The sequence below is a fragment of the Streptococcus sobrinus DSM 20742 = ATCC 33478 genome (genome assembly GCF_000686605.1).
Lineage (GTDB): Bacteria > Bacillota > Bacilli > Lactobacillales > Streptococcaceae > Streptococcus > Streptococcus sobrinus.
In genome coordinates this window covers 18,667-40,108 of the sequence record NZ_JMLC01000011.1, presented here as the reverse complement: position 1 = coordinate 40,108, position 21,442 = coordinate 18,667, and the positions used below count along the sequence as shown (strand labels likewise).

Here is a 21,442-nt window from a genome sequence, read left to right as displayed (position 1 = left end):
CTTTTTTTATGATAAAATAGAAAGGACTAACTACTGGAGGAAAAAGATGTCTCAGGAACATAATCAAGAATTAAATGACCAACAAATTGTCCGTCGCGAAAAGATGGCGGCCCTGTCTGAAGCGGGAATCGACCCTTTTGGGAAACGCTTTGAACGGACGGTCAATTCTGCAGAGCTCAAGGCAAAATACGATGATAAGACCAAGGAAGAACTGCATGAGTTAGACGAAAAGGCGACGATTGCTGGTCGGCTTATGACCAAGCGTGGTAAGGGTAAGGTTGGCTTTGCCCACCTCCAAGACCGTGAGGGGCAAATCCAAATCTATGTCCGCAAGGATGAAGTTGGAGAAGAAAACTACCAAATCTTTAAAAAGGCTGACATTGGGGACTTTCTAGGGGTTGAAGGCCAAGTCATGCGGACCGACATGGGAGAGCTCTCTATCAAGGCGACTCACCTGACCCACCTATCTAAGGCCCTGCGTCCCCTGCCTGAAAAATTCCACGGCTTGACCGATGTAGAAACCAAGTACCGCAAACGCTATTTGGACCTGATTACCAACCACGATAGCTTTGATCGCTTTGTGACTCGCTCGAAAATTATTTCCGAGATTCGTCGTTACCTAGATAGCTTAGGCTTCTTGGAAGTCGAAACGCCTGTCCTCCACAATGAAGCTGGCGGGGCAGCCGCTAAACCATTTGTGACCCACCACAATGCTCAAGATATGGACATGGTCTTGCGGATTGCGACTGAACTCCACCTCAAACGCCTGATTGTCGGCGGTATGGAAAGGGTCTACGAAATCGGCCGTATTTTCCGAAACGAAGGTATGGATGCCACCCACAATCCTGAATTCACTTCCATTGAAGTTTACCAAGCCTATGCGGACTTCAAGGATATTATGGATCTGACCGAAGGTATCATTCAACACGCTGCCAAGGCAGTCAAGGGCGATGCTCCTCTTGTCTACCAAGATACTGAAATAAAAATCAATGAACCCTTCAAACGGATTCACATGGTGGATGCCATCAAAGAAGTTACCGGTGTTGATTTCTGGCCTCAAATGAGCCTAGAGGAAGCCAAGGCTTTGGCCCAAGAAAAGCAGGTTCCACTTGAAAAGCACTTCACTTCTGTCGGCCATATCATCAATGCCTTCTTTGAAGAATTTGTTGAAGAAACTCTGATTCAACCAACCTTTGTCTATGGTCATCCTGTCGAAGTCTCCCCATTGGCTAAGAAAAATGCCGATGACCCTCGCTTCACCGATCGTTTCGAGCTCTTCATTATGAACCATGAATACGGTAACGCCTTCACCGAGCTCAATGACCCGATTGACCAATTGGAACGCTTCAAGGCCCAAGCTGCCGCCAAGGAATTGGGTGACGATGAAGCAACTGGCATCGACTACGACTATGTCGAAGCTCTGGAATACGGTATGCCACCCACGGGTGGTCTGGGAATCGGTATTGACCGTCTAGTCATGCTCCTGACAGACACTACCACCATCCGCGATGTATTACTTTTCCCTACTATGAAATAACGTGGACCTAAAGGAAAGCCCTGTTGCCGCTTTCCTAGCACAGCGATTTCCCACATTTTTTGAATCGTTGCTGAAGGAGCCCACTGGGCTTCTTCACTTTCAAGCATGAAATAAAATAAGACTGGAAGTCAGTAAGAGAGCAAGCTCTAGGCTGTCCTGCCTGTATAACAATAAAAGCCGAACATCTCAGACCTAGAAAATTTATTCTAAATTTGGGATGCTCGGTTTTCTTTTTATCAGCTCTGCTATTGGCAATGCTTTCCTAGTACTAGTCATTTTTTAAAGATAGGGAAACAAGCCAAGCTACTACTGCTCCAACTAGGGTCGCTAGCCAGCGATAGACCACATAGGCCAAACTGTGGTCCTCACCGACATAAATGACGACCAAGAGGGTCAGGACGGCTATGCGGGAGATAAAGGGCGGAAGTTTGACGATTTTGCTCAACCAAAGGGTCAGAAAAATTGTCACCAAGAGTTGGAGAAAGAGTAACCAATGGGCCTGCCATTTAGTGTAGGTCAAGGCAACGATCTCACCTAAAATCCCACCAATCAGAGTGGCTAAAAGACGATTCCAACCCGCCTTGAGACTGGCCACTCCTTGGCCTTGAACGCAGAGTAGGGCCGAGATAGCTGCAGGCAAAGGAGAAAGCCAGGGAATAATCCAAGAAAGACCAATCGTAATAAGAACTGAAAGGGTTATCTTGAGGTCAAGACGATTGAGAACGGGCTGATTTTGCATGGGTCGCCTCCTTTTTGACTATTATAACACTTTCACTTTTGGGGATTCGGCGAAGGTGGGAGATTGGGGAGGTCTTAATGACTTAATCAAATAAAATGGCAGAATCATGTTGACAAGTAAACTTGGCAATGTTAAACTAAAATCAGAAAAACGCCAAGTAAACTTGGCAGAAAGGACTGCTATGGATAAGAAGGATATTTTAAAAAAGGCACAAAAGGAAGGTAACGATGAGCGTACGGAAAGGAATCAGCTAGCTTTCTCAACGATGACTTTGGTATTTTTATACATTGTAACTGCCATTCTCGTTGCGATTCAATCTGTTAGGGGAAGAGACATTTATGATTTAGAAATCATCTTATGGTCAACTAGTCTCTTTACCCAACTGGGCTATTACTTCATTACCCGAAAACTCCCCTACCTGTTGGGTAGCACCTGTTCACTCTTATTGCTAATTGCTAGTTTATATAGTTATATCTTTTGAACCTAACTGGGGAAAGCAAAGGAAAGACTACACAATGAATAAAAAAGATATTTTAAAGAAAGCACAAAATAAGACGTATATAGACGAAGGAGAAAGAAACAAGATTGAGCGTTGGACAAGTCAAACGACGCTATTTTTAGCTTACCTCTGCCTTGGGCTTGGTCTACTTCAATATAATAGACCAGATATTAAAGCTAACCTCTTTATCATATGTTTTGCCACTTTAGCTTTTGAAGACTGGGGAAAGTTTAACTCTGCCAGAAAAAAATTACACCTATTCATGGCAATTTTTTCAACCACAATGGCAATTGCGACTATTGCTTATCTATTTTTCTACCTAAGGTGATTATATGGAAGAAAAACTAATTCTAAAGAACCACCTTAGGGAAGCCCGCAAAGAAAAAAAGCTCTCTCAGAGAGCTTTAGCAAAACTGGTCGGAGTCTCTCGCAATACGATTTCGTCTATAGAAACGGGTCAGTACAGTCCAACGGCTAAACTGGCCTTGATTATCTGCATTGCCTTGGATAAAAAATTCGAAGAGCTCTTCTACTTTTAGTGGCATGTAAAAAAGACAGCTGGGCTGCCTTTAACCTTATTATTAAACGATTGTCTTGACCGTACCACCATCGACATTGAGAGCCGTTCCAGTGATGTAGTGACCCGGTACTGAAGCCAGATAAACCGCTGCATTGGCTATTTCTTCGGGCTCAGCAAATCTTTGCATAGGAATGTTGGTTTCGGCGAACCATTTGATAGATTCTTCGACACTTTTTCCTGTTACAGCTGCCAACTGATCTCCCAGTTGGCCTTTTTCATACCAAAGTGGCGTTGCCACTGGTCCAGGGCAGACAGAATTGACATTGACATTAAATGGAGCACAATAATTTGAGTAATCCTTGCTAATCATAATATCGGCTGCCTTGATGGCATCATAGCTAAGCAAGCCACCTGGTTGCTTACCAAACATGGAGGCCATGGTCACGATAGAACCCCAACCATTTTCCTTAAAATGAGGAATACAGAGGTTCATCAAGCGAATTGGTGCATACATCATCAGGTCCGCATGCTTTCTAAAGACCTCTTCCGGGAAGGTCAGGAGGTCCCCCATCATTCCGGTCCCTGCATTATTGCAGAGGACATCAATCCGACCGAATTCCTTGGCAACATTAGCGACAAACTCTTCGCAGGCCTTAGCATCGGTAATATCAACCTGTTCAACATGGACCTTGACGTTCTTAATACTGTCCTTCATAGCCTCTAGGCCAGCCTGATTTAAATCAGCCAAAGCCAGATTAGCTCCTTATGCTGCAAAAGCTTGGGCAGTAGCCTTACCGATACCACTGGCACCACCAGTAATAATAACCGTTCTTCCTTTAAGTCCCAAATCCATAAGATAATCCTCCTAATTAGTAATACAGTTTTATTATACAAGTTTTCGAGCGTTAACGCTTACATTTACTAGCTTTTAACCCATGAAAAAACTGTCCATCATAAGATGAACAGCCTTCTTACTAATGTTTTCCCACCCAGACGGTCGTTCCTTGGCCTGCTTGGCTGGTGACTTGGATGGAAAGTCCCAGACTATCAAGGATTTGTTTGGTCATATAAAGACCCAGGCCAGTAGCCTTCTGGTGTTCATGACCATTGTAACCCGTAAAGCCTTCATCAAACAGTCTCGGTAGGTCTTCTGGAAGAATCCCCAGGCCTTGGTCGCTAAGAGCCAGACCTGTCTCGCTCATAAAAACCGTGATGCTGCCAGATTGCTTAGAGTATTTGATGGCATTGTCCAAAATTTGCGACAGGGCAAAGGTCAGCCACTTCTTATCGGTCTTAACCTGCCAGTCTCCCTCAATCTCAACGGACAGCTCCTTGGCCAGGCAGGCGACCCGATAGGTCTTGATTAAGTTGACCATGACCTCTCTGGCAGAGATTGCTTCAAAGCGGAAATCATCTTGGTGTTGACTGAATTTGAAGTAGGCCAGGAGAGTTGAGAGATAATTCTGCAAGCGGAGTAGCTGCTGCCTGACCTCCTGTTTGTCCAAATTATCAGTCTGAGCCATGAGGGATAGAGCCGAAATGGGTACCTTCATCTGGTGGGACCACATCTTGACCATGGCCTCCAACTGCTTGATTTGGCTGGTGGCCTGCAACTGACTGTCTGCTTCCTTGGCCTCCAATTCAGCAATAATGGCTAGGTAGGCTTGGTCACTGGGAAGAAGGGACTCCTCTAGGCCTAAATCAGCGGTATAGGTTTCTAAGTCAAGCATTTTTCTGCGAAATCTCAAAAAAAACCAGACCGTCATGCCTAGGAGAATCAGGAGATTGAGGGCTAGGCTATTGACAAAGTAGACGATAGGTAAATGGTAGAGCCAGAAGGTCAGGAGAAAGAGCCCCATCATGAGACCATAAATGACATACCAAATGCTGTATTCTTGCAGATATTTTCTAATCATTTGAGTAGATAGCCAACTCCTCTCACGGTGTGAATATGCTCAAAGCCCAGTGGGCTGACCTTCTTTCTTAAGCGAGTCATATTGACACTGAGGGTATTCTGGTCAATAAAATTTTCATTTTCCCAGAGCTTTTCTAAGAGTTCCTCCTTAGAAACCACCTGATTTTGATGGGAAAGAAGAATAATCAAAATCTTATTTTCCGTTGGCGACAGGCTGACTTGACCTGAACCATTTGAGAGAACTCCTTCTCGGCTAAGAGTAAAATCTCCCAAATGAAAATCATCGCTGGTAAAGAGCTGGGCCCGACGGAGAAAGGCTTGAATCTTAGCATCCAGAAGAGGCAGGGAGAAGGGTTTAGAAATAAAGTCATCACCGCCCATATTGAGAGCCATGACCATATCCATCTCATCATCGCTGGAGGAGATAAAAATGATGGGTAGGGTCATGGTCTTACGAATCTCTGTTGTCCAATAAAAGCCATTGAAATAAGGCAGAGTAATATCCATCAAGATCAAATCCGCTTGGCTGGCTTCGACCTCTCTGCGGACATCCCGAAAATTTTGACTGGCTTCCACCTGATAGTCGGTAGACAGGTGGTCCTTAAGCAGCTTGACGATGGTTGGATCATCTTCGACAATAAAAATTTTCCCTTGATGTGCCATGACTGTCCTTTCTTTCTGGTTGGTGCTCTTTTCGGATCATCACTGCTATTTTACCAAAAAGGCCCTCATTTGAGAGCCTTTTTCTGTAAATTTTGCCTTCCAGCAGAGCTAACGTTCGATAATTCGGTAGTAGGTTCGACTGGTTAGGCGATAGATGATGAAATAAATCAAACCGATGGCCACAATGGTCAGTCCGCTGACCAGATAAACCAGATTTGAACTTGTCACTCCAAAGAGCAAGAGCATCTGCTTAAGCATGGGAATAGCAAAGAGAAAGTGAATGGTGGCGATGGCCAGAGGCATGAAGAAGACAAAGATGACTTGGGAGTTGATGGTCTTTCTAACCTGCTTGGAGCTCATGCCAACCTCCTGCAGAATCTTGTAGGACTTCTTGTCCTCGTGTCCTTCGGAGTATTGCTTGTAGTAAACAATCAAGGCGACACCTAGGAGGAAGGAAATTCCCAGCAAGAAACCGGTAAAGAGGAGGCCACCGAAGAGTTTGTAACCATCTGACAAGTAGGCCTGCTTGGTATCAATAACCCCGACCTGTTTTCCTTGACCGACTGTTAGGCCATCAGGAGAAATTTCCTTGAGCTCCTTATCGGATAAGTCTAGATAGGCTGTATAGGTTTGACCTATGGTAGTGATCTTAGAAAGATAGGGCTTATAGGCATCCTCAATTGATTGAACCTGGTCTTGATTTGCTAGAACTAGCACCCCTACATTATAGGTTACAACCGTTTCTGGTAAATGAACTTGTTTAAAATTCTTACGGATTTGGTATTTATTTCCAAATATAGTTAACTGATCTAATTGAGTCTTACCTCCATCCCCATAAAAGGCAGCTTGGTTATCTTTCAACTTAGGCAAATCATTGCCTAACTTACGGAAATCATCCTGAGTGATGAGATAGACAAAACTTGTTTTTGAGGCAGACATCTTCAAGACATTTGAAGTATCCACATTTATTTCTTTTTCTTTACCGATTGGTATGGCAATCACACTAGTTGTATAATCAACAACTCCGTCATCTGACTTTCCTAATTTATCCAAAACATCATGCTTGAAGAGCTTGGGACCTTCATCGCCTTTTGTATGATAAGAAATGCGAATTTCCTTTGGATAATATCTATCCGCTACTGACTGGGTATTGCTGTAGAGGGAGACCGTTGTGCCGATGGTCACCAAGGCCATGACGGCCAGAAGGGTGATACTAGCGAGACCGCTAGCGTTTTGCTTCATCCGGAAAATCATCTGGGAGGTGGAAACAAAGTGCTGGGGTTGGTAGTAATAGGCCTTATTCTTCCGCCGGCGTTTGAGGTACCAGGTCATAAAGCTGATGTAGAAGAGATAGGTGCCCGCAATGACCAGCAGAACTGCCCAAAAGAAACGAAAGAGAACGGCTAGGGCAGAGGAATCCTTGGAAGTGACTGCTAAATAATAAGCGTAACCTAGGGATAAAACACCCAATCCAGCCAGGATCATATTCCCCCGAGGTTCCTTTTCTCCCTGCTCCTGCTTGGAGAAGAGATTCAAAGGAGAGGACTTTCGAATATACCGGAGGGCTGTCAGCTCTAAGATGAAAAAGATGAAACTAAATATAATAAAGGTTAGGATAAAGGGAAGGACCGTCAGTTGCAAATTGAGCTTATCATAGCCGACAATATTGACAAAAATCAGGTAGAGAAACTTGGCAAAGACCCCGCTGAAAATCATGCCAAAGACCATGAGGCTGAGGAAAATGATGCCCAGTTCTAGTGTGGCGACCCAGCCAACTTGACGCTTATTCATCCCTAGGATATTGTAGAGGCCAAACTCACGACTCCTTTGCTTGAGCAGAATTTTATAACTGTAGCGCTCCATGATTAGGGAGAAAATAGATAGAACAATGGCTCCTAGCACCAGAGTCATGGCCCCCGTACTCATTCCCTCTCCCATAGGGCTAAGGAGAATCAAGAAGGTTGAGCAAGTCAGAGAAAAGAGCAGGAGGCTGGCCAACATGAAGGGGCCATACTGTCCTAGGGAGTTTTTCAGATTGCGACTGGCTAGTTTGAGGTAGAACATCCTACTCACCTCCTAACAAGGCTGACATGGCCAGGGAGATTTCCTTACTGAACTCCTGATTACTCTTCTCTCCGCGGTAGAACTGGTGAAAGATGCGGCCATCCTTGATAAAGAGCACGCGCTTAGCGTGGCTGGCAGCATTGGCTGAGTGGGTCACCATGAGCAGGGTCTGACCGGACTCATTGATGGTTTCAAAAAGATTAAGCAGATCCTCGGAATTACGATAATCCAAAGCTGCGGTCGGTTCATCAGCCAGAAGTATTTGCGGATTGGTAATGAGACTGCGGGCTACTGCTACCCGTTGCTTTTGACCACCAGATAGCTCAAAGGGGCGCTTGTCTAGGAGGTCAGAAATCCTCAGAGTTGCTGCAATATCTTGCAAACGCCTTTCCATTTCTTGATAACCCTTGCGATCCAGAACCAAGGGCAGGAAGATATTATCCCGCACGGAAAGAGTGTCTAGGAGATTGAACTCTTGAAAGACAAAGCCCAGATTTTTCAGCCGGAAACTGGCCAACTTGCTTTCCTTAATCTTAGTAATATCTTGACCACCCAGAATAACCGACCCCTTGGTTGGCTTCTCCAAGGTCGCCAGAATATTAAGTAGAGTGGTCTTACCTGACCCCGACTCGCCCATGATGGCAATAAATTCTCCATCATCAACCTTAAAATCGACATCCTGCAAGGCTCTGGTCTCCTCCTTGGAAAACCGCGTGCGGAAGACCTTCTCCAAATGATTTATCTCTAATAGCATAACAAACCTCTTTCTAACTATTATAGCTTAAAATATACGGACTTCATTTTCATAAAAGAATCCCTTTAACTTTTCTGTCTCTAGTTTATCGAAAATCGCCAGCACCACACTTACAAATCTAGCCAGGAACCTTACAATTTTGTAAGGTTGAGGAAAATGTTATATAACTTTCGGTTTCTTATATAAGTTTATATAACTTTACATAGTTTACTAAAGTAAACAATCGAAAGGCTTTGATAGGTCATTTTTAAAAGAGGCGTAGATAAACTTGTGAAAGGGAATGAGCACTCAAAACTTCGGAAAATTTATTTAAAATATAGTTACTATAGTCTCACTGTGAACAATGACTAGCAAAAAATAACCGACTAGCTTTTCTCTAATCGGTGACTAATCAAATTCTAACTATCAGCATTATGGGCGGATTCTATCTCTTATTCTTTTTATAACTTAGAACTTATTGCAAGGGACTTAAAGAATATCAAATATTATGGGTTTGTTAATTCCCCATAAGAATTACTCAAACATCTGACGTACGTCAAAAAGGTACGTTAGAATGAAAATAGAGATTGGAGAGGAGAGAATGAAATGAATCTTACAAGTTTTAGAAAAGATATCTACAATGTCACCAAATCAGTAATTGAAAACCACGAGGAATTGGAAATCTCTGTTGGCAATGAAGGTGATGGAGTGGTTCTCATGTCCTTAGCAGACTACCGTGCCCTTAAAGAGCTACAATACCTTGAAAATACTGGTGTTCTGTCTACAGTTCTTGACCGTATGGAAAATGAAACCAAAGACGACTTTTCATTAGAGGATGCCCTATGAGTCAATGGATTGTGGCTCCTCACAAACTTGTCAAACGAGATGATATTCCGAAATTAGAGCAGGTAAGACTAAAAGAGGATTTTAATGAAATTGTCGCTATTCTCAAGGAAAATCCTTACAACCGAGTCAGACGTATGGAAAAGTTAAATCCCAAAAATAAAGAAATCTATTCCATGCGTATCAATGTTCAACACAGAGTCGTATATAGCATTTAAAAAAGCAAAAACTTGTTAAAATCTGGTCTGCCTGGTCTCACTATGAGCAGCGACTACCAAAGAAATAACCGATTAGCTTACTGAGCTAGTCGGTTATTTGGGAAATTGAATATTGAAGAAACAGGGAAAATTATAACTCTTCATAATCTAAAATATAGCGGTTTAAACGGGGGAGTGTTAGAGAGACATAACCGTAACTACTAACATCTATCAGGCCTTTGCGTTTAAGACGGTCTCGGTAAACTGACATCATACTGGAGCTAAAACCCAGTTGCTCTCTTAGCTCCTTGACCTTAGTTAGCTTCTCATCGGATAAGATCGACAAAACCTTACGATCTTGAGGAGAAAGTTCTGTCCATAATTTTTGATAAACATAACTCTGGAGATAGTCGTCGTAGGCAGGTAATAGAGCCGTCTCATCCTCCAAGAATTCTCTATTCTTCCAACATAGATAACCCAAGGTCTGGAAGGCGAAAGAATAGCCATTGGTCAGTTCAGCCATTCTTTTAGCCTTACTAGCAGGAATTTTAAAAATCTCCTTATAGCGATTCTTGATGGATACCATATCCAGAGGTTCGAGATTAATTCTTGGGGCACGGTAAAGAAAGGTCAGGGTAGAGTCATTCTGGAGTTCATGAATATTTTCATAAAGACCGGTCATTAAGAGAAAAATTGGCAGGTCTTCTCTGATTAGGAGCTGAAAGCTACTTGTGAAAATCTTAATATTTTCTGACTTGGTCACCTCATCTATGGTCACTAGGACCTTTTTCCCAATTTCCTTAACCTGATTTAGCATCTTCTCCAAGGCCACTTCGATATCACTAACCGGTGCCACCTTCTCAAAGGAAGCCCCTAATCCAAACAAGGATAAATTAAACTTGGCTTTGATAAACAAGGGCTGCAAATCTGGCTGATCGTAAAGCTTGGCAACTAAAGTCTCCAAAAGAGGACGATTGGGATTGAGGTTAATAATTATCCACTCCTCCTCTTCTTTCAAAGAGTTGGCAATTGCTGTCATGGTCACTGTTTTTCCTGAACCACGCACCCCGGTAATCAAATAAGACTGCGAAGCAGGCAAGTCCGAATTAAAATCCTCAATGACATTTTGTATCTCCGAGGTACGGGAAATGAAGGTATGCGGAGTCTTCCCAAAGCCCAAAGTAAAAGGGTTACTCTCCATAATTTTTTCTCCTTTTATAACTTCTACCCGTTGTGCTAGTTAACACTAGCCAAAATAAAAAACTTTGCCTATCATAAACTCAGAACAACCACGAAATGAGGGAATGATAGGCAAAGCCAAGACTATTATCTCGCAAATCCACATCAAACACAAGATATTTTTTCAGTTTTGCTAACAAAAGTGAGTACACTTTATGACCGCTTCGTTCCCTACTGCGTGAGGCATCGGCGAAACGTTCACTTACAAAAGCAACCAGATGACTTTCCAGAACGTTCCCGCTTTTGTCGGATTTGTCAAAACCTTTCCCAAAGCATCCAACGCATACGCTACTTTATGGTATCCTCCCTTTGTGAGACCTCTTCATTTGGCCTGATTGACAGTTTTCCCTGTGCCTTATGTCATCCCATCCGTAATCTAAGAGCTAGCCTTTTATCAGAAGTCGCTAACATCGGATACAACGCCACGAAGAAGATTCACTACTACGGGGTGAAGTTCTCCGTTTTAGTCAGCGATAGGGGCTTTCCTTTGGATTATGTAGTAACGTCAGCCTCTGTTTACGATAGCCAAGTGGCTTTTCAATTACTGGAACACAGCTCTATTCCACTGATTTATGGAGACAAGGGCTATATTGACAAGCAGGTTAAGAAAGAGTTGGCCAATTGTGGTATCACCTTAATTTCTCAACTCAGGAAAAATATAGCGGACTATTCTTGGTTTGAGAACTATAAAATTAGCCGATTGCGCAAACCGATTGAAACCGTCTTTTCGAGCTTAGAACAGTTTGGCATTGAGAATTTACGCTGTCGAAACCTTCGGGCATTACAGTTTAGAGTAGAAGCTATTTTACTCATCTATTCACTCATGCTAGAAAATAGTCAAAATGAATTTGGGCTGAGTTTGAAGTATTCTAAGGCTTATGCCTGATTAACTAGCACAACGAGTAACTTCTATATTCTTATATAAGTTTATATAACTTCTGTTTTATTATATAACTTTATATAAGTTTTGTCGAATAGTTATTAAAGTTCATAAAAAATTATTCTCTTATACCTTGTTCACTAGAAAGTATCTTTTTCAAAACCTTGTGTAGGCGCTCTTCTTCCTGGCTACCATTAGTTTTAAAACGCACAAGAGGTATCTCATATTTTTCAAAAATAGCATCTTTCTTTCGATCTCGTTTAAATTGTTCGCTGCCCTTTTTGTGATATTTATAACCATCCACCTCCACCGCTAAGACAATTTGTTTAGTTACATGATTATATAGTGCAAAATCAACATGTGTATTAGGTTGGGAAATATAGATTTTTTCATCTTCCGACAGCCGAGATTTTTCCTTGATAATTTGTCGAACAGGATAGGTGTGTATAATTTCGATACTGTCATATCCATCCTTTTTCAGAATTTCATTCAGTAGCTTCCACATTAAATTTTCTGAGTCATATCTGGATATTTTCTGACGTTTTTTGAAAAATCTCTCCCTCTCCTGTTCGTACTGCTTATAGAGATAATCAAAAATAGAATAAATCGGACTTTCACGATGTTCAAAGTTATGATAATCGATATAACCTAATAAATCACTAATGTTCTTATCGGGCGACTGTTCATTACCCGTCATGACCAGAAAGAGGTTCTTTTTAGCTCGAGATACCGCAACATTCATTAGATTTGGATTATCCGTAAATCGTGTAATAACATTATCAACCGTCGAAAGGATAACAGCGTCTTTTTCTCTTCCTTGGAATTTGTGTACCGTGTCACTATCCAATTCTTCAATTTGCTCATTAAGCTGATTAGCATGATTCCGATAAGGGGTAATCACAGCAGTATTATTTTCATTAATAGGATAATTTAATTGAATATCCTTTTTGATAATATCTATTTCTCTTTGACTATAATGAGCCCTAGCATGATTCCCTTTAGGTGTACGGATTGCCCGTAGAACATTCTCCTCACCTTGATCTTCAGTCATTACTATTAGTTCACCATCGTAAAATTTTTGATTACAGAAATTGATAATTTTAGGATGACAGCGATAATGCTCTCTCAACAAAGTTTGAGGACAATCTTGTAGAACATCTAGGATAGATTGTAAAAAGCTATTGGTAAAACGATACCCTTCGGATAAATTATATTTTTGAAAAACCTGTTCACTCTGCTTCCTATCCCCTGTCTTTACAATATGAGACAATTGATGAACATCTCCAACCACAACAACATTTTTAGCACAAGACAGTGCTAGGGCTCCTGTAGCAATATCAACCTGTGAAGCCTCATCCATAATTAAATAATCATAAATGACATCCCCACCTAAACTTGTCTTTGAGGAAAAAGTTGTACTCAGAACAATAGGATAATCTTTCAAAAACTGTTGCGAATTTTTCCATAAATCATCCACCTCATAGTGTTGTCGTTTGGAAGAAGCTGGGTACCTTTGTGATAAGACAGATTTTAATAGAATCATTGATTCATCTGCCAAGCGCACTAAATGCCCCTCTCCATCTACCGAGATCATTTTCGCTTGTTTCTCTTCCAACTTTTTTAGCAACTCCTCTTTCTTGAGTTTGTAAAAAAGATTTTGAAAATTGACTGTCAGGTCTGCAATATCTTGCTGATAAAATGCCCAATCCAGAATTCCATATTTGAAAAAGCTCTTAATTTTAAAGAAAAGATTCGTTTTGGTATAACTTTTGTGTATTGCCTCACAATCCTGCCACAAAGATAAAATTTTACGAGAAGACTTAAGGTGTAAGGTTAGTGGCTCAACCTTTTGTCCTTTAAAATAATCTTCAAAATGTTGATACTCCAAATCTAAATCTGAGAGTTCTTGCCTGAGCCCTGCGATCTGTTCCTGCAGGCGAAAAATCACATCTATATTCTTGAATATCTTAGAAAAAGACTCTCTATCAACCGTTTTAACCAACTTCAAGTCTGGGTAAAAATCTTGTTGTTGTTTGATAAATTTCTCTTTATTGTCAGAATTTCCTAGATATGCAGATAGAAAGCTTAATTGGTAGCGAGAATCTGATAATTTTTCATAGACATTCTCTATAGCTGCATTATTATTGGAGACAACCAAGGCCGTTTTACCTTGCAGCAAAATATTTGCAAGTATGTTTAAAATAGTTTGTGTTTTACCTGTACCTGGTGGACCTTGAATTACACTAATTTGATTTTCAAAAGCATTTTTTGTCGCTTCATACTGACTACGGTTACAACCGAAAGGAAATATCAGTTGACCATTAAAACCTTGACGTTCCCTCAATTTTGATGGATTTATATACAATGACAAAGCTGTTTCAGGAGATAAAAAAGACATATTTGCATACCGTTTAGCAAGTATCTGTTCTTCTGTTTCAGGATTTTTCAAACTATTCAGCTGAGCGATATCTTTTAAATAATTAAAAACCCGTTTACTAGTTGGATTTGCAAGACTAGATTGGGTAATATATAGTTCACTCCCTTTATAAAAGCGAATGTCATTTCCTTTGTTGCTTTTATACTCAATTAGATAATAAACATCCTTGCGTCCTTCATATTTTAATATGGATTTTATATTAAAAAAAGTGAACTCCCCACCTACTTTGGAAATTTTATAATCTTCCGGAGCTAATACTTTACCTTTTTGGGTGATATCTACCCTCTCTGGTCTATAGTAATAAATTTTATCTGAGTCTGACCTAAAAATAATTTCATAGTTTCTTCTCTTCTTGTTGTACTGGCAGTTTAAAATATTGTACGTTTCATTTTGATCAATTCCATTTTTATCCGTAAGGATGATAAGGTTATCACGAGATTTTGGCATAACAATTACCCCTATTCCTGTTTTTCTATGATTAAGAGAAAAATTTGTTTTATGTAAAAGCAGTACAGAAAAACAGCCCCCCTAACTGGTTGGGTCAGCACCCAGCATTTTTTCCAATTTTAGAGTAAAGGATTTTAATTAGGATATCAAATAATAAAATAATTTGAAAACCATAAACCTACAATTAAGAGAAGCGTTTAAATTTTCATTCTTTTTCTAATTGCTTACTTTCAATTACTACTTTATTGGATACTCTATTCATATTATGAATTACTAATGTAATTGTGGTAATCATTGCTAATGATGTTATTGAGATAAAAATTATTCTTAATAAATCTAACAACCAAACAGAAATATTCATTACAACAATTAGTTTACATACTGATAAAAAGGCAATCAAGCACCACAGTAACGCTGGGAATAAATAGTCTGCTAAGTATCCATAATAGACATTCTTATTTTTTAAATAAATTTGTGCAAAATCTTTAGTTGTGTAGACCTCTCTTCCAAACGTATACATAGATAATATAAAAGTCAATGCCGAACATGAAATAAGTAAAAATTGAGAAGTATCTAGAACATTGTAATCTATAAATATAATATTATCAGGAATTACGAAAGTAATCGTTATAAGCAATATTACAAATAAAGCAAACGATACCCATAGATTAATAGGAAGAAGGTTTTTTCTAGCTAAATAAATTATTATAATAGGATTTTTTTCCATGATAAAATTACTCAATTCTTATTCTTGATTCATAAATATTTATAATTGTATCACCATTACTTCTAATATCTGATAGATATCCACGTTTAGCAGGAAGCCCAATTAGTTTTTTAGCTCCAATTACAAAATTTTCGTTCTCACTTTCATCTGAAGCGACTAACGTTGTTCTCACTTCCTTGGCTTTTGTTTCCTCAGAGACTTGTAGAAGGAGCTCTAATTCATCATCTGTATTTCCATTTGGGAATGTAGTAATAATTTCTATAGTTCTAGTTGAGTCTTTTATATTTAAGGAAATAGATTCATAGATGGGATTAATCTTTATATTACCAATTTTATCTTTACTGTCATTAATTTGTCTCTCAATTTTTCTAGAGGTATCCAGAGCTTCAAACTTAGTAACATTTTCAATCGTTAATACTTCGTTATTAAATGAATACCTAACCTTTATATTTTCCGCTTCCTTTTGAACTTCCAGTTCAAGGTATAGTATTAACTTCCTTACTTTTCGTAAGTGATCCAAACCTTTACCGATTTCAGAATTAATATTAAAATCATAAACTCTTTCAAGTTCTTCATAAGCTTGACTCGTTGTAAAATTAAATTTCGCTTGATTTAAAACATTAAATTTACTAACGACTTGCTTTCTTATTTCAATCGCTTCTTCCAATTTAGTTAGATACTCTGGATTATAATGGATACCTCCTCCATTTTTGAAAATAAATGTTATTTCTTTATATTCAAGTGCTAATTCATCCGTGACTTTAATTAGTAATTGGTAGTCTTCGGACTCTAAAATTTGCTTATAATCTTGTTCAATATCAAAAAACAATTCTTTTTCTGACATAACAGGATCAGAAAATAAATTATTATACGAATTAAAAATCATATTTGGAATAACCTGATTTTTTAACTTATCTAAATTTTCAAAATACTTTTTTAAAATATGCGGTTGAACATTTAATTTAAATTGATAATTATGCTTATTTGCCATAATATTTCTCACCAAATATAGTTTATATAGCCACATTATATCAAAAAACGCTAGCATCTACTAACGTTTTTAGCTATTAAATATACTTATTTCTCCAACCTAAGTTCTCAAAGTAAGTTCAAGTTAATGTTCAAAACTAGAAATTTGTCTGAGACAGAGAAATAAGGTAGAACTTTCTTTGGGACAAGTTGGTATCTGACTATGAAAAACAAACACTTAACTCTCTCAGATAGAACTGATATTCAAATGGGAATTGAACAACACCTGCCTTTTTGTGACATCGCAGTTAAGCTTAAAAAGGACCCTTCAACCATCTCTAAAGAGGTTCGCAGAAATCTTTTCATCAAAGAAACATCTGTCCAGTCTAACTGTGATACCTGCCCACTACTCAAGAAAGCTCCCTATGTCTGTAATGCCTGCCCTAAAAAGAGAAAGGATTGCGGCTACAACAAGCAATTCTATTACGCTAAGAAGGCTCAGGCCAACTATGAAGCCACGCTGTCTGAAAGTCGTTCTGGGGTCGCACTAAATAAAGAGACTTTCTACCACATAGATAAGGTCGTATCTTCGGCTATTAAGAACGGACAACACCTTAACCACATCATCGCCTCAAACGACCTATCAGTCTCTAGAGCTAGTATTTACCGCTACTTAGAGAAAGGCCACCTCTCTGCCAAGCCTATTGACTTCCCACGTGTCGTCAAGTTCAGAAAGCGTCGTACAAGAGAACTACCACCTATTCCTAAGAAAGTGAAGCGAGGGCGCTCCTACAACGATTTTAAAAAGTATCCATTTCCAACCAAGGCTTATCCTTTTGGCTGGAAATGGATACTGTCATTGGCCGAATTGGTGGGAAGGTACTCCTCACCTTCACTGTCTCTTTTTGTAACTTCCTTTTTGCTAGGCTCTTGGATAATAAATCTGCTCTAGAAGTCGTCAAGCACCTCTACGCTATCAAGAATGCCTTCTTCGAAGCAGGTTTTGACTTCTTTGAAATCTTCCCTGTCATTTTGACGGATAACGCAGGAGAGTTCGCCAGAGTGGATGACATTGAAATGGATGTCAGAGGAGAACTAAAACTCTTCTTCTGTGAGCCTAATCGCTCTGACCAGAAAGCTAGGATTGAAAAGAATCACACCCTCATTAGAGATATTCTGCCTAAGGGGAGCTCTTTTGACGACTTGACACGGGAAGACATCAATCGTATCTGTTCTCATATCTCATATCAACAGCGTAAAGAGACACTCTTTGAATGGGAAATCGGCCTATGAGCTCTTCGCCTTCACCTTTGGGAAAGAAATCCCTGCTTTGCTGGGAATTTCCAAAATTGACCCTGAAGATGTCCGTCAATCTCCTAAACTATTAGACAAGTAATTTAAGCCCTAAAAATAATTAACACCATCTAAAATCTAGAAAGGAACTTGTCCCATCCGAAATTCCAGTAAACTAGAACTTACTTTGAGACGTCTCAGAGCCAGGTGCTTTCGTGTACCCTTTTTAGAGCTTTTTTCTGCTTAGGAAATGTGAAATAACGCCTCCAAATAAAAAAACAGAACTTAGTCTGAGACTGAATTCTGTTGATTTAACGCTATTTTCTCAGACTTAATTCCAGTTTTAAGACACCTAGAACTTAGTCTGAGAATTTAGCCTTATTTCTCCAACTTCTCCATCTCTGCGATCCGCTCTTTAGTCGCGTCATACTTAGCTTGGTAGTCGGTTTGTTTTTGTCGCTCTTTATCGACAACTTCTGGTTTGGCGTTTTGGACAAAGCGTTCGTTACCCAATTTCTTAGCAACCAGATCCAGTTCCTTTTGCCACTTGGCCAGTTCCTTGTTGAGGCGGGCCAATTCTTCTTCGACGTTGAGCAGGTCTGCGAGCGGCAAGAAGATTTCGGCACCAGAGATAAGAGCTGACATGGAGAGCTCAGGCGCTTCAAGTCTGCTTCCAATTTCCAGGTGCTCTGGATTGGTGAAGCGCTTAATATAGTTGACATTGGCCTTGAAGAAGGCTTCCAGCTCGCTATCGCTGGTCTTGACCAGCATGGTGATTGGCTTACTTGGCGCAACATTGACTTCGGCACGCGCATTACGAACGGCACGAATCAGGTCCTTGAGGCTTTCCACGCCCTTGTGGGCTTCCGGATTTTCAAAGGCTGGGTTGACAGTCGGATAGTCGGCAACCACGATGGAGCCATCTGAGATTTGGCCGAAGATTTCTTCGGTGACAAATGGCATGATTGGGTGGAGCAGGCGGAGAATCTTGTCCAGGGTGTAGAGGAGAACGGAGCGGGTGATGACTTTTTTCGCTTCGTTATCGCTGTAGAGGACTTCCTTGGTCAGCTCGACATACCAGTCGGCAAATTCATCCCAAATGAAATTGTAGAGAATGTGGCCAGCCACACCGAACTCAAACTTGTCAAAGTTTTCGGTGACCTTGGCGATGGTTTCATTGAGGTTGTGGAGAATCCAGCGATCTGTCACGTTTCCTGCTTCGCTTGCTACTACTTTGGCAACATTGGTTGTGGCTTCATCCAAGCTCAGGCCTTCATTATTCATAAGGATGTAGCGGGAAATATTCCAAATCTTGTTAATGAAATTCCAGCTGGCATCCATTTTTTCATAAGAGAAACGCACGTCTTGGCCCGGAGCTGAACCGTTGGACAGGAACCAACGCAGGGCGTCAGCACCATATTTATCAATAACATCCATCGGGTCAATACCATTGCCCAAAGACTTGGACATCTTGCGGCCCTGCTCGTCACGGATGAGACCGTGGATGAGGACATTTTCAAAAGGACGGCGACCGGTGAATTCCAAGGATTGGAAAATCATCCGAGAAACCCAGAAGAAAATAATGTCGTAGCCGGTAACTAGGGTTGAGGTTGGGAAGTAACGCTTGTAGTCTTCGGACTCCTCGTCAGGCCAACCCATGGTTGAGAAAGGCCAGAGGGCCGAGCTGAACCAAGTGTCCAGCACGTCTTCGTCCTGCACCCAACCGTCACCTTCAGGGGCTTCTTCGCCAACGTACATGTCGCCAGCCTCATTATACCAGGCTGGGATTTGGTGACCCCACCAGAGTTGACGGGAAATTACCCAGTCGTGGACATTTTCCATCCATTGGAGGAAGGTATCGTTGAAACGCGGTGGATAGAAGGTTACCTTATCATCAGTCGCTTGGTTGGCAATGGCATTCTTGGCCAACTGGTCCATCTTAACGAACCATTGGGTTGATAGGCGGGGTTCGACCATGACACCAGTCCGTTCGGAGTGACCAACAGAGTGGGTCATCTTTTCAACCTTGACCAGGGCACCGATTTCTTCTAGCTTTTTGACAACGACCTTGCGAGCCTCGAAGCGGTCCATACCATTGAATTCACCGGCCAATTCGTTCATGGTGCCATCAGGATTCATAACATTGACTTGAGGCAGGTTGTGGCGTTGACCGACAGCGAAGTCATTAGGGTCATGGGCAGGGGTAATCTTAACGACCCCTGTTCCAAATTCTGGGTCCGCATGTTGGTCAGCTACGATTGGAATTGGCTTATTGAGGATTGGCAGGATAACATTTTTCCCAATCAAATCCTTGTAGCGCTCATCGCTGGGATTGACAGCGACAGCGGTATCACCGAACATGGTTTCTGGACGGGTGGTTGCGACCTCAAGGGCACGTGAACCATCTTCCAGCATGTAATACATGTGGTAGAAGGCGCCTTCAACATCCTTGTGAATAACCTCGATATCAGAGAGAGCAGTGCGAGCCTTAGGATCCCAGTTGATAATAAATTCGCCCCGGTAAATCCAGCCCTTTTCATAGAGCTTGACGAATACCTTGCGAACCGCCTTGGAGAGTCCTTCATCAAGGGTGAAGCGTTCGCGAGCGTAATCAACGGAAATTCCCATCTTGCCCCACTGCTCCTTGATGGTTGAGGCATACTCGTCCTTCCATTCCCAGACCTTGTCCAGGAATTTTTCCCGACCTAAGTCATAGCGAGAGATACCAGACTCAGCCAGTCGAGCTTCAACCTTGGCCTGAGTGGCAATTCCGGCGTGGTCCATACCAGGCAGCCAGAGGGTATCAAAGCCTTGCATGCGTTTTTGGCGGATGATAATATCTTGCAGGGTCGTATCCCAGGCGTGGCCCAAGTGGAGTTTACCCGTAACATTTGGTGGTGGAATCACGATAGAATAAGGGTGAGCCTTCTTGTTGCCAGAAGGCTTGAAAACATCTTGGTCAAGCCATTTCTGATAGCGCCCAGCCTCAACCTCAGCTGGATTGTATTTTGGTGAAAGTTGTTTAGTCATTTATTAATTATTCCTTTCTATGTCTTTTATTAATTTTGGCGGATAAGATACAGAGTTTTTATTAATCCCGTTGACAAACATATTATCATAACCAAACCTAAATTCCTGTTCGTAAACCCTATTTAGTAAATCAGTAAATCGAATTTTAAAATTCATGAAGTATAGTTGCTTTTGACTATTATCATTACTTGAAATTTTTATAGAAATCGATTCTCTGGGCATTGCAAAATATTCACTAAAATAGGTGTGAATAAAATGAATTGGCTCGTCGCCCTCCATATAGTCAGTATCGAAGTATATTGGAACTCCATATTTACCTTCCCTAAGCTCAACTATTCCAACATTTGTCGCGGCCTCCTTTCCTACATTTGTAAAAAACAATTCTACCACCATGGTACCTAAATCTAACATTGATTTTGCATAATCTATAGAAAAGTAAGGGATTAACTCAGAACGATTACTTATTTGTGACTGCAAATCATCAGAACGCTTTTCCTGTAGTCGTTGTCTTTCTTTATATTTTTCAAATTCCTTTTGGTACTCTTGAAATTTTTCATCTTTTCTATCTCGTTGTACTTGCCTCAACAAGGTAATAATACTTATTATAAGTGATAAAATAGCAATCCAAGATTGATTCTCCATTTACTTTTCCCCCTTCCTAACCAACTGTTCGGAAACTCCGAGCAGTTCAACTTGTGCATATTTTGCAC

At 40.8% G+C, this 21,442-nt stretch carries 19 protein-coding genes and 1 pseudogene; 8 read left to right on the top strand and 12 right to left on the bottom strand.

The window, feature by feature from the left end; genetic code table 11:
- Positions 1-46: 46 nt before the first annotated feature.
- Positions 47-1,537, top strand: coding sequence for a lysine--tRNA ligase (gene lysS, locus BS63_RS0105195; protein ID WP_002960977.1), 1,491 nt, complete (start codon positions 47-49; stop codon positions 1,535-1,537).
- Between the two features lie 268 nt (positions 1,538-1,805).
- On the opposite strand, the gene BS63_RS0105190 is transcribed toward lysS, so the two are convergent.
- Positions 1,806-2,276 (bottom strand): FUSC family protein, encoded by a 471-nt coding sequence (locus tag BS63_RS0105190; protein ID WP_002960976.1) that lies wholly within the window; start codon positions 2,274-2,276, stop codon positions 1,806-1,808.
- 106 nt (positions 2,277-2,382) lie between these two features.
- On the opposite strand from BS63_RS0105190, the gene BS63_RS1000000112075 reads away from it, so the two are divergent.
- From BS63_RS1000000112075 to BS63_RS0105175, 3 genes are read left to right on the top strand one after another with little or no spacing between them, the layout of a single operon-like run.
- Positions 2,383-2,757 carry a DUF6442 family protein gene (locus BS63_RS1000000112075; RefSeq protein ID WP_002960974.1) on the top strand — a complete coding sequence of 125 codons (375 nt, stop codon included), beginning with the start codon at positions 2,383-2,385 and terminating at the stop codon, positions 2,755-2,757.
- Positions 2,758-2,791: 34 nt separating this feature from the next.
- A complete protein-coding gene (locus BS63_RS0105180) occupies positions 2,792-3,103 on the top strand; it encodes a DUF6442 family protein (RefSeq protein ID WP_002960972.1) in 312 nt (103 codons plus the stop codon).
- A 4-nt stretch (positions 3,104-3,107) separates the two neighbouring features.
- Positions 3,108-3,314, top strand: a complete 207-nt coding sequence (locus tag BS63_RS0105175; protein ID WP_002960970.1) for a helix-turn-helix transcriptional regulator — start codon at positions 3,108-3,110, stop codon at positions 3,312-3,314.
- Positions 3,315-3,356: 42 nt separating this feature from the next.
- On the opposite strand, the gene BS63_RS1000000111780 is transcribed toward BS63_RS0105175, so the two are convergent.
- The 5 genes from BS63_RS1000000111780 to BS63_RS0105145 form a co-directional block, all read right to left on the bottom strand.
- Positions 3,357-4,049, bottom strand: a complete 693-nt coding sequence (locus BS63_RS1000000111780) for an SDR family NAD(P)-dependent oxidoreductase (protein WP_303660100.1) — start codon at positions 4,047-4,049, stop codon at positions 3,357-3,359.
- Positions 4,050-4,269: 220 nt separating this feature from the next.
- The gene (locus BS63_RS0105160) at positions 4,270-5,211 is read right to left on the bottom strand and encodes a sensor histidine kinase (protein ID WP_002960965.1); all 942 of its coding nucleotides are present in this window, start codon (positions 5,209-5,211) and stop codon (positions 4,270-4,272) included.
- Entirely contained in the window at positions 5,208-5,873 is a 666-nt protein-coding gene (locus BS63_RS0105155) for a response regulator transcription factor (RefSeq protein ID WP_002960963.1), read from the bottom strand. Before BS63_RS0105155 ends, BS63_RS0105160 begins: the two co-directional genes overlap by 4 nt.
- 108 nt (positions 5,874-5,981) lie before the next feature.
- Entirely contained in the window at positions 5,982-7,937 is a 1,956-nt protein-coding gene (locus BS63_RS0105150) for an ABC transporter permease (RefSeq protein ID WP_019788996.1), read from the bottom strand.
- A gap of 1 nt (position 7,938) precedes the next feature.
- Complete coding sequence (locus BS63_RS0105145) at positions 7,939-8,691, bottom strand: ABC transporter ATP-binding protein (RefSeq protein WP_002960959.1); 753 nt, start codon at positions 8,689-8,691, stop codon at positions 7,939-7,941.
- Between the two features lie 585 nt (positions 8,692-9,276).
- Here BS63_RS0105145 and BS63_RS0105140 point away from each other — a divergent pair.
- Both BS63_RS0105140 and BS63_RS0105135 read left to right on the top strand, forming a co-directional pair.
- Entirely contained in the window at positions 9,277-9,516 is a 240-nt protein-coding gene (locus BS63_RS0105140) for a type II toxin-antitoxin system Phd/YefM family antitoxin (RefSeq protein WP_002960957.1), read from the top strand.
- Positions 9,513-9,731: a type II toxin-antitoxin system RelE/ParE family toxin gene (locus tag BS63_RS0105135; RefSeq protein ID WP_002960955.1), complete on the top strand. Its 219-nt coding sequence runs from the start codon at positions 9,513-9,515 to the stop codon at positions 9,729-9,731. The genes BS63_RS0105140 and BS63_RS0105135 overlap by 4 nt, the downstream gene beginning before the upstream one ends.
- Before the next feature lie 130 nt (positions 9,732-9,861).
- Here the strand turns inward: BS63_RS0105135 and BS63_RS0105130 are convergent, their stop codons facing one another.
- Complete coding sequence (locus tag BS63_RS0105130; RefSeq protein ID WP_002960953.1) at positions 9,862-10,911, bottom strand: ATP-binding protein; 1,050 nt, start codon at positions 10,909-10,911, stop codon at positions 9,862-9,864.
- Between the two features lie 168 nt (positions 10,912-11,079).
- On the opposite strand from BS63_RS0105130, the gene BS63_RS1000000111775 reads away from it, so the two are divergent.
- A complete protein-coding gene (locus BS63_RS1000000111775) occupies positions 11,080-11,835 on the top strand; it encodes an IS982 family transposase (RefSeq protein ID WP_080693958.1) in 756 nt (251 codons plus the stop codon).
- A gap of 112 nt (positions 11,836-11,947) precedes the next feature.
- Here the strand turns inward: BS63_RS1000000111775 and BS63_RS0105120 are convergent, their stop codons facing one another.
- From BS63_RS0105120 to BS63_RS0105110, 3 genes are all read right to left on the bottom strand, one after another.
- Entirely contained in the window at positions 11,948-14,713 is a 2,766-nt protein-coding gene (locus BS63_RS0105120) for an AAA domain-containing protein (RefSeq protein ID WP_002962096.1), read from the bottom strand.
- A gap of 205 nt (positions 14,714-14,918) precedes the next feature.
- Positions 14,919-15,440 (bottom strand): hypothetical protein, encoded by a 522-nt coding sequence (locus BS63_RS0105115; RefSeq protein WP_029712232.1) that lies wholly within the window; start codon positions 15,438-15,440, stop codon positions 14,919-14,921.
- Between the two features lie 7 nt (positions 15,441-15,447).
- Complete coding sequence (locus BS63_RS0105110; RefSeq protein WP_028798465.1) at positions 15,448-16,431, bottom strand: hypothetical protein; 984 nt, start codon at positions 16,429-16,431, stop codon at positions 15,448-15,450.
- A gap of 201 nt (positions 16,432-16,632) precedes the next feature.
- On the opposite strand from BS63_RS0105110, the pseudogene BS63_RS1000000111345 reads away from it, so the two are divergent.
- A pseudogene (locus tag BS63_RS1000000111345) lies at positions 16,633-17,805 on the top strand (IS30 family transposase).
- A 275-nt stretch (positions 17,806-18,080) separates the two neighbouring features.
- On the opposite strand, the gene BS63_RS0105100 reads toward BS63_RS1000000111345, so the two are convergent.
- Together BS63_RS0105100 and BS63_RS0105095 are read right to left on the bottom strand one after the other, a co-directional pair.
- A complete protein-coding gene (locus BS63_RS0105100; protein ID WP_028798464.1) occupies positions 18,081-20,732 on the bottom strand; it encodes a valine--tRNA ligase in 2,652 nt (883 codons plus the stop codon).
- A gap of 3 nt (positions 20,733-20,735) precedes the next feature.
- Entirely contained in the window at positions 20,736-21,374 is a 639-nt protein-coding gene (locus BS63_RS0105095) for a hypothetical protein (protein ID WP_002962113.1), read from the bottom strand.
- Between the last annotated feature and the right edge of the window lie 68 nt (positions 21,375-21,442).

Bases quoted from the DNA above. Each gene is read 5' to 3' on its own strand.
- lysS (WP_002960977.1), top strand. From the start codon at position 47: ATGTCTCAGGAACATAATCAAGAATTAAATGACCAACAAATTGTCCGT.
- BS63_RS0105190 (WP_002960976.1), bottom strand. From the start codon at position 2,276: ATGCAAAATCAGCCCGTTCTCAATCGTCTTGACCTCAAGATAACCCTT.
- BS63_RS1000000112075 (WP_002960974.1), top strand. From the start codon at position 2,383: ATGTTGACAAGTAAACTTGGCAATGTTAAACTAAAATCAGAAAAACGC.
- BS63_RS0105180 (WP_002960972.1), top strand. From the start codon at position 2,792: ATGAATAAAAAAGATATTTTAAAGAAAGCACAAAATAAGACGTATATA.
- BS63_RS0105175 (WP_002960970.1), top strand. From the start codon at position 3,108: ATGGAAGAAAAACTAATTCTAAAGAACCACCTTAGGGAAGCCCGCAAA.
- BS63_RS0105160 (WP_002960965.1), bottom strand. From the start codon at position 5,211: ATGATTAGAAAATATCTGCAAGAATACAGCATTTGGTATGTCATTTAT.
- BS63_RS0105155 (WP_002960963.1), bottom strand. From the start codon at position 5,873: ATGGCACATCAAGGGAAAATTTTTATTGTCGAAGATGATCCAACCATC.
- BS63_RS0105150 (WP_019788996.1), bottom strand. From the start codon at position 7,937: ATGTTCTACCTCAAACTAGCCAGTCGCAATCTGAAAAACTCCCTAGGA.
- BS63_RS0105145 (WP_002960959.1), bottom strand. From the start codon at position 8,691: ATGCTATTAGAGATAAATCATTTGGAGAAGGTCTTCCGCACGCGGTTT.
- BS63_RS0105140 (WP_002960957.1), top strand. From the start codon at position 9,277: ATGAATCTTACAAGTTTTAGAAAAGATATCTACAATGTCACCAAATCA.
- BS63_RS0105135 (WP_002960955.1), top strand. From the start codon at position 9,513: ATGAGTCAATGGATTGTGGCTCCTCACAAACTTGTCAAACGAGATGAT.
- BS63_RS0105130 (WP_002960953.1), bottom strand. From the start codon at position 10,911: ATGGAGAGTAACCCTTTTACTTTGGGCTTTGGGAAGACTCCGCATACC.
- BS63_RS0105120 (WP_002962096.1), bottom strand. From the start codon at position 14,713: ATGCCAAAATCTCGTGATAACCTTATCATCCTTACGGATAAAAATGGA.
- BS63_RS0105115 (WP_029712232.1), bottom strand. From the start codon at position 15,440: ATGGAAAAAAATCCTATTATAATAATTTATTTAGCTAGAAAAAACCTT.
- BS63_RS0105110 (WP_028798465.1), bottom strand. From the start codon at position 16,431: ATGGCAAATAAGCATAATTATCAATTTAAATTAAATGTTCAACCGCAT.
- BS63_RS0105100 (WP_028798464.1), bottom strand. From the start codon at position 20,732: ATGACTAAACAACTTTCACCAAAATACAATCCAGCTGAGGTTGAGGCT.
- BS63_RS0105095 (WP_002962113.1), bottom strand. From the start codon at position 21,374: ATGGAGAATCAATCTTGGATTGCTATTTTATCACTTATAATAAGTATT.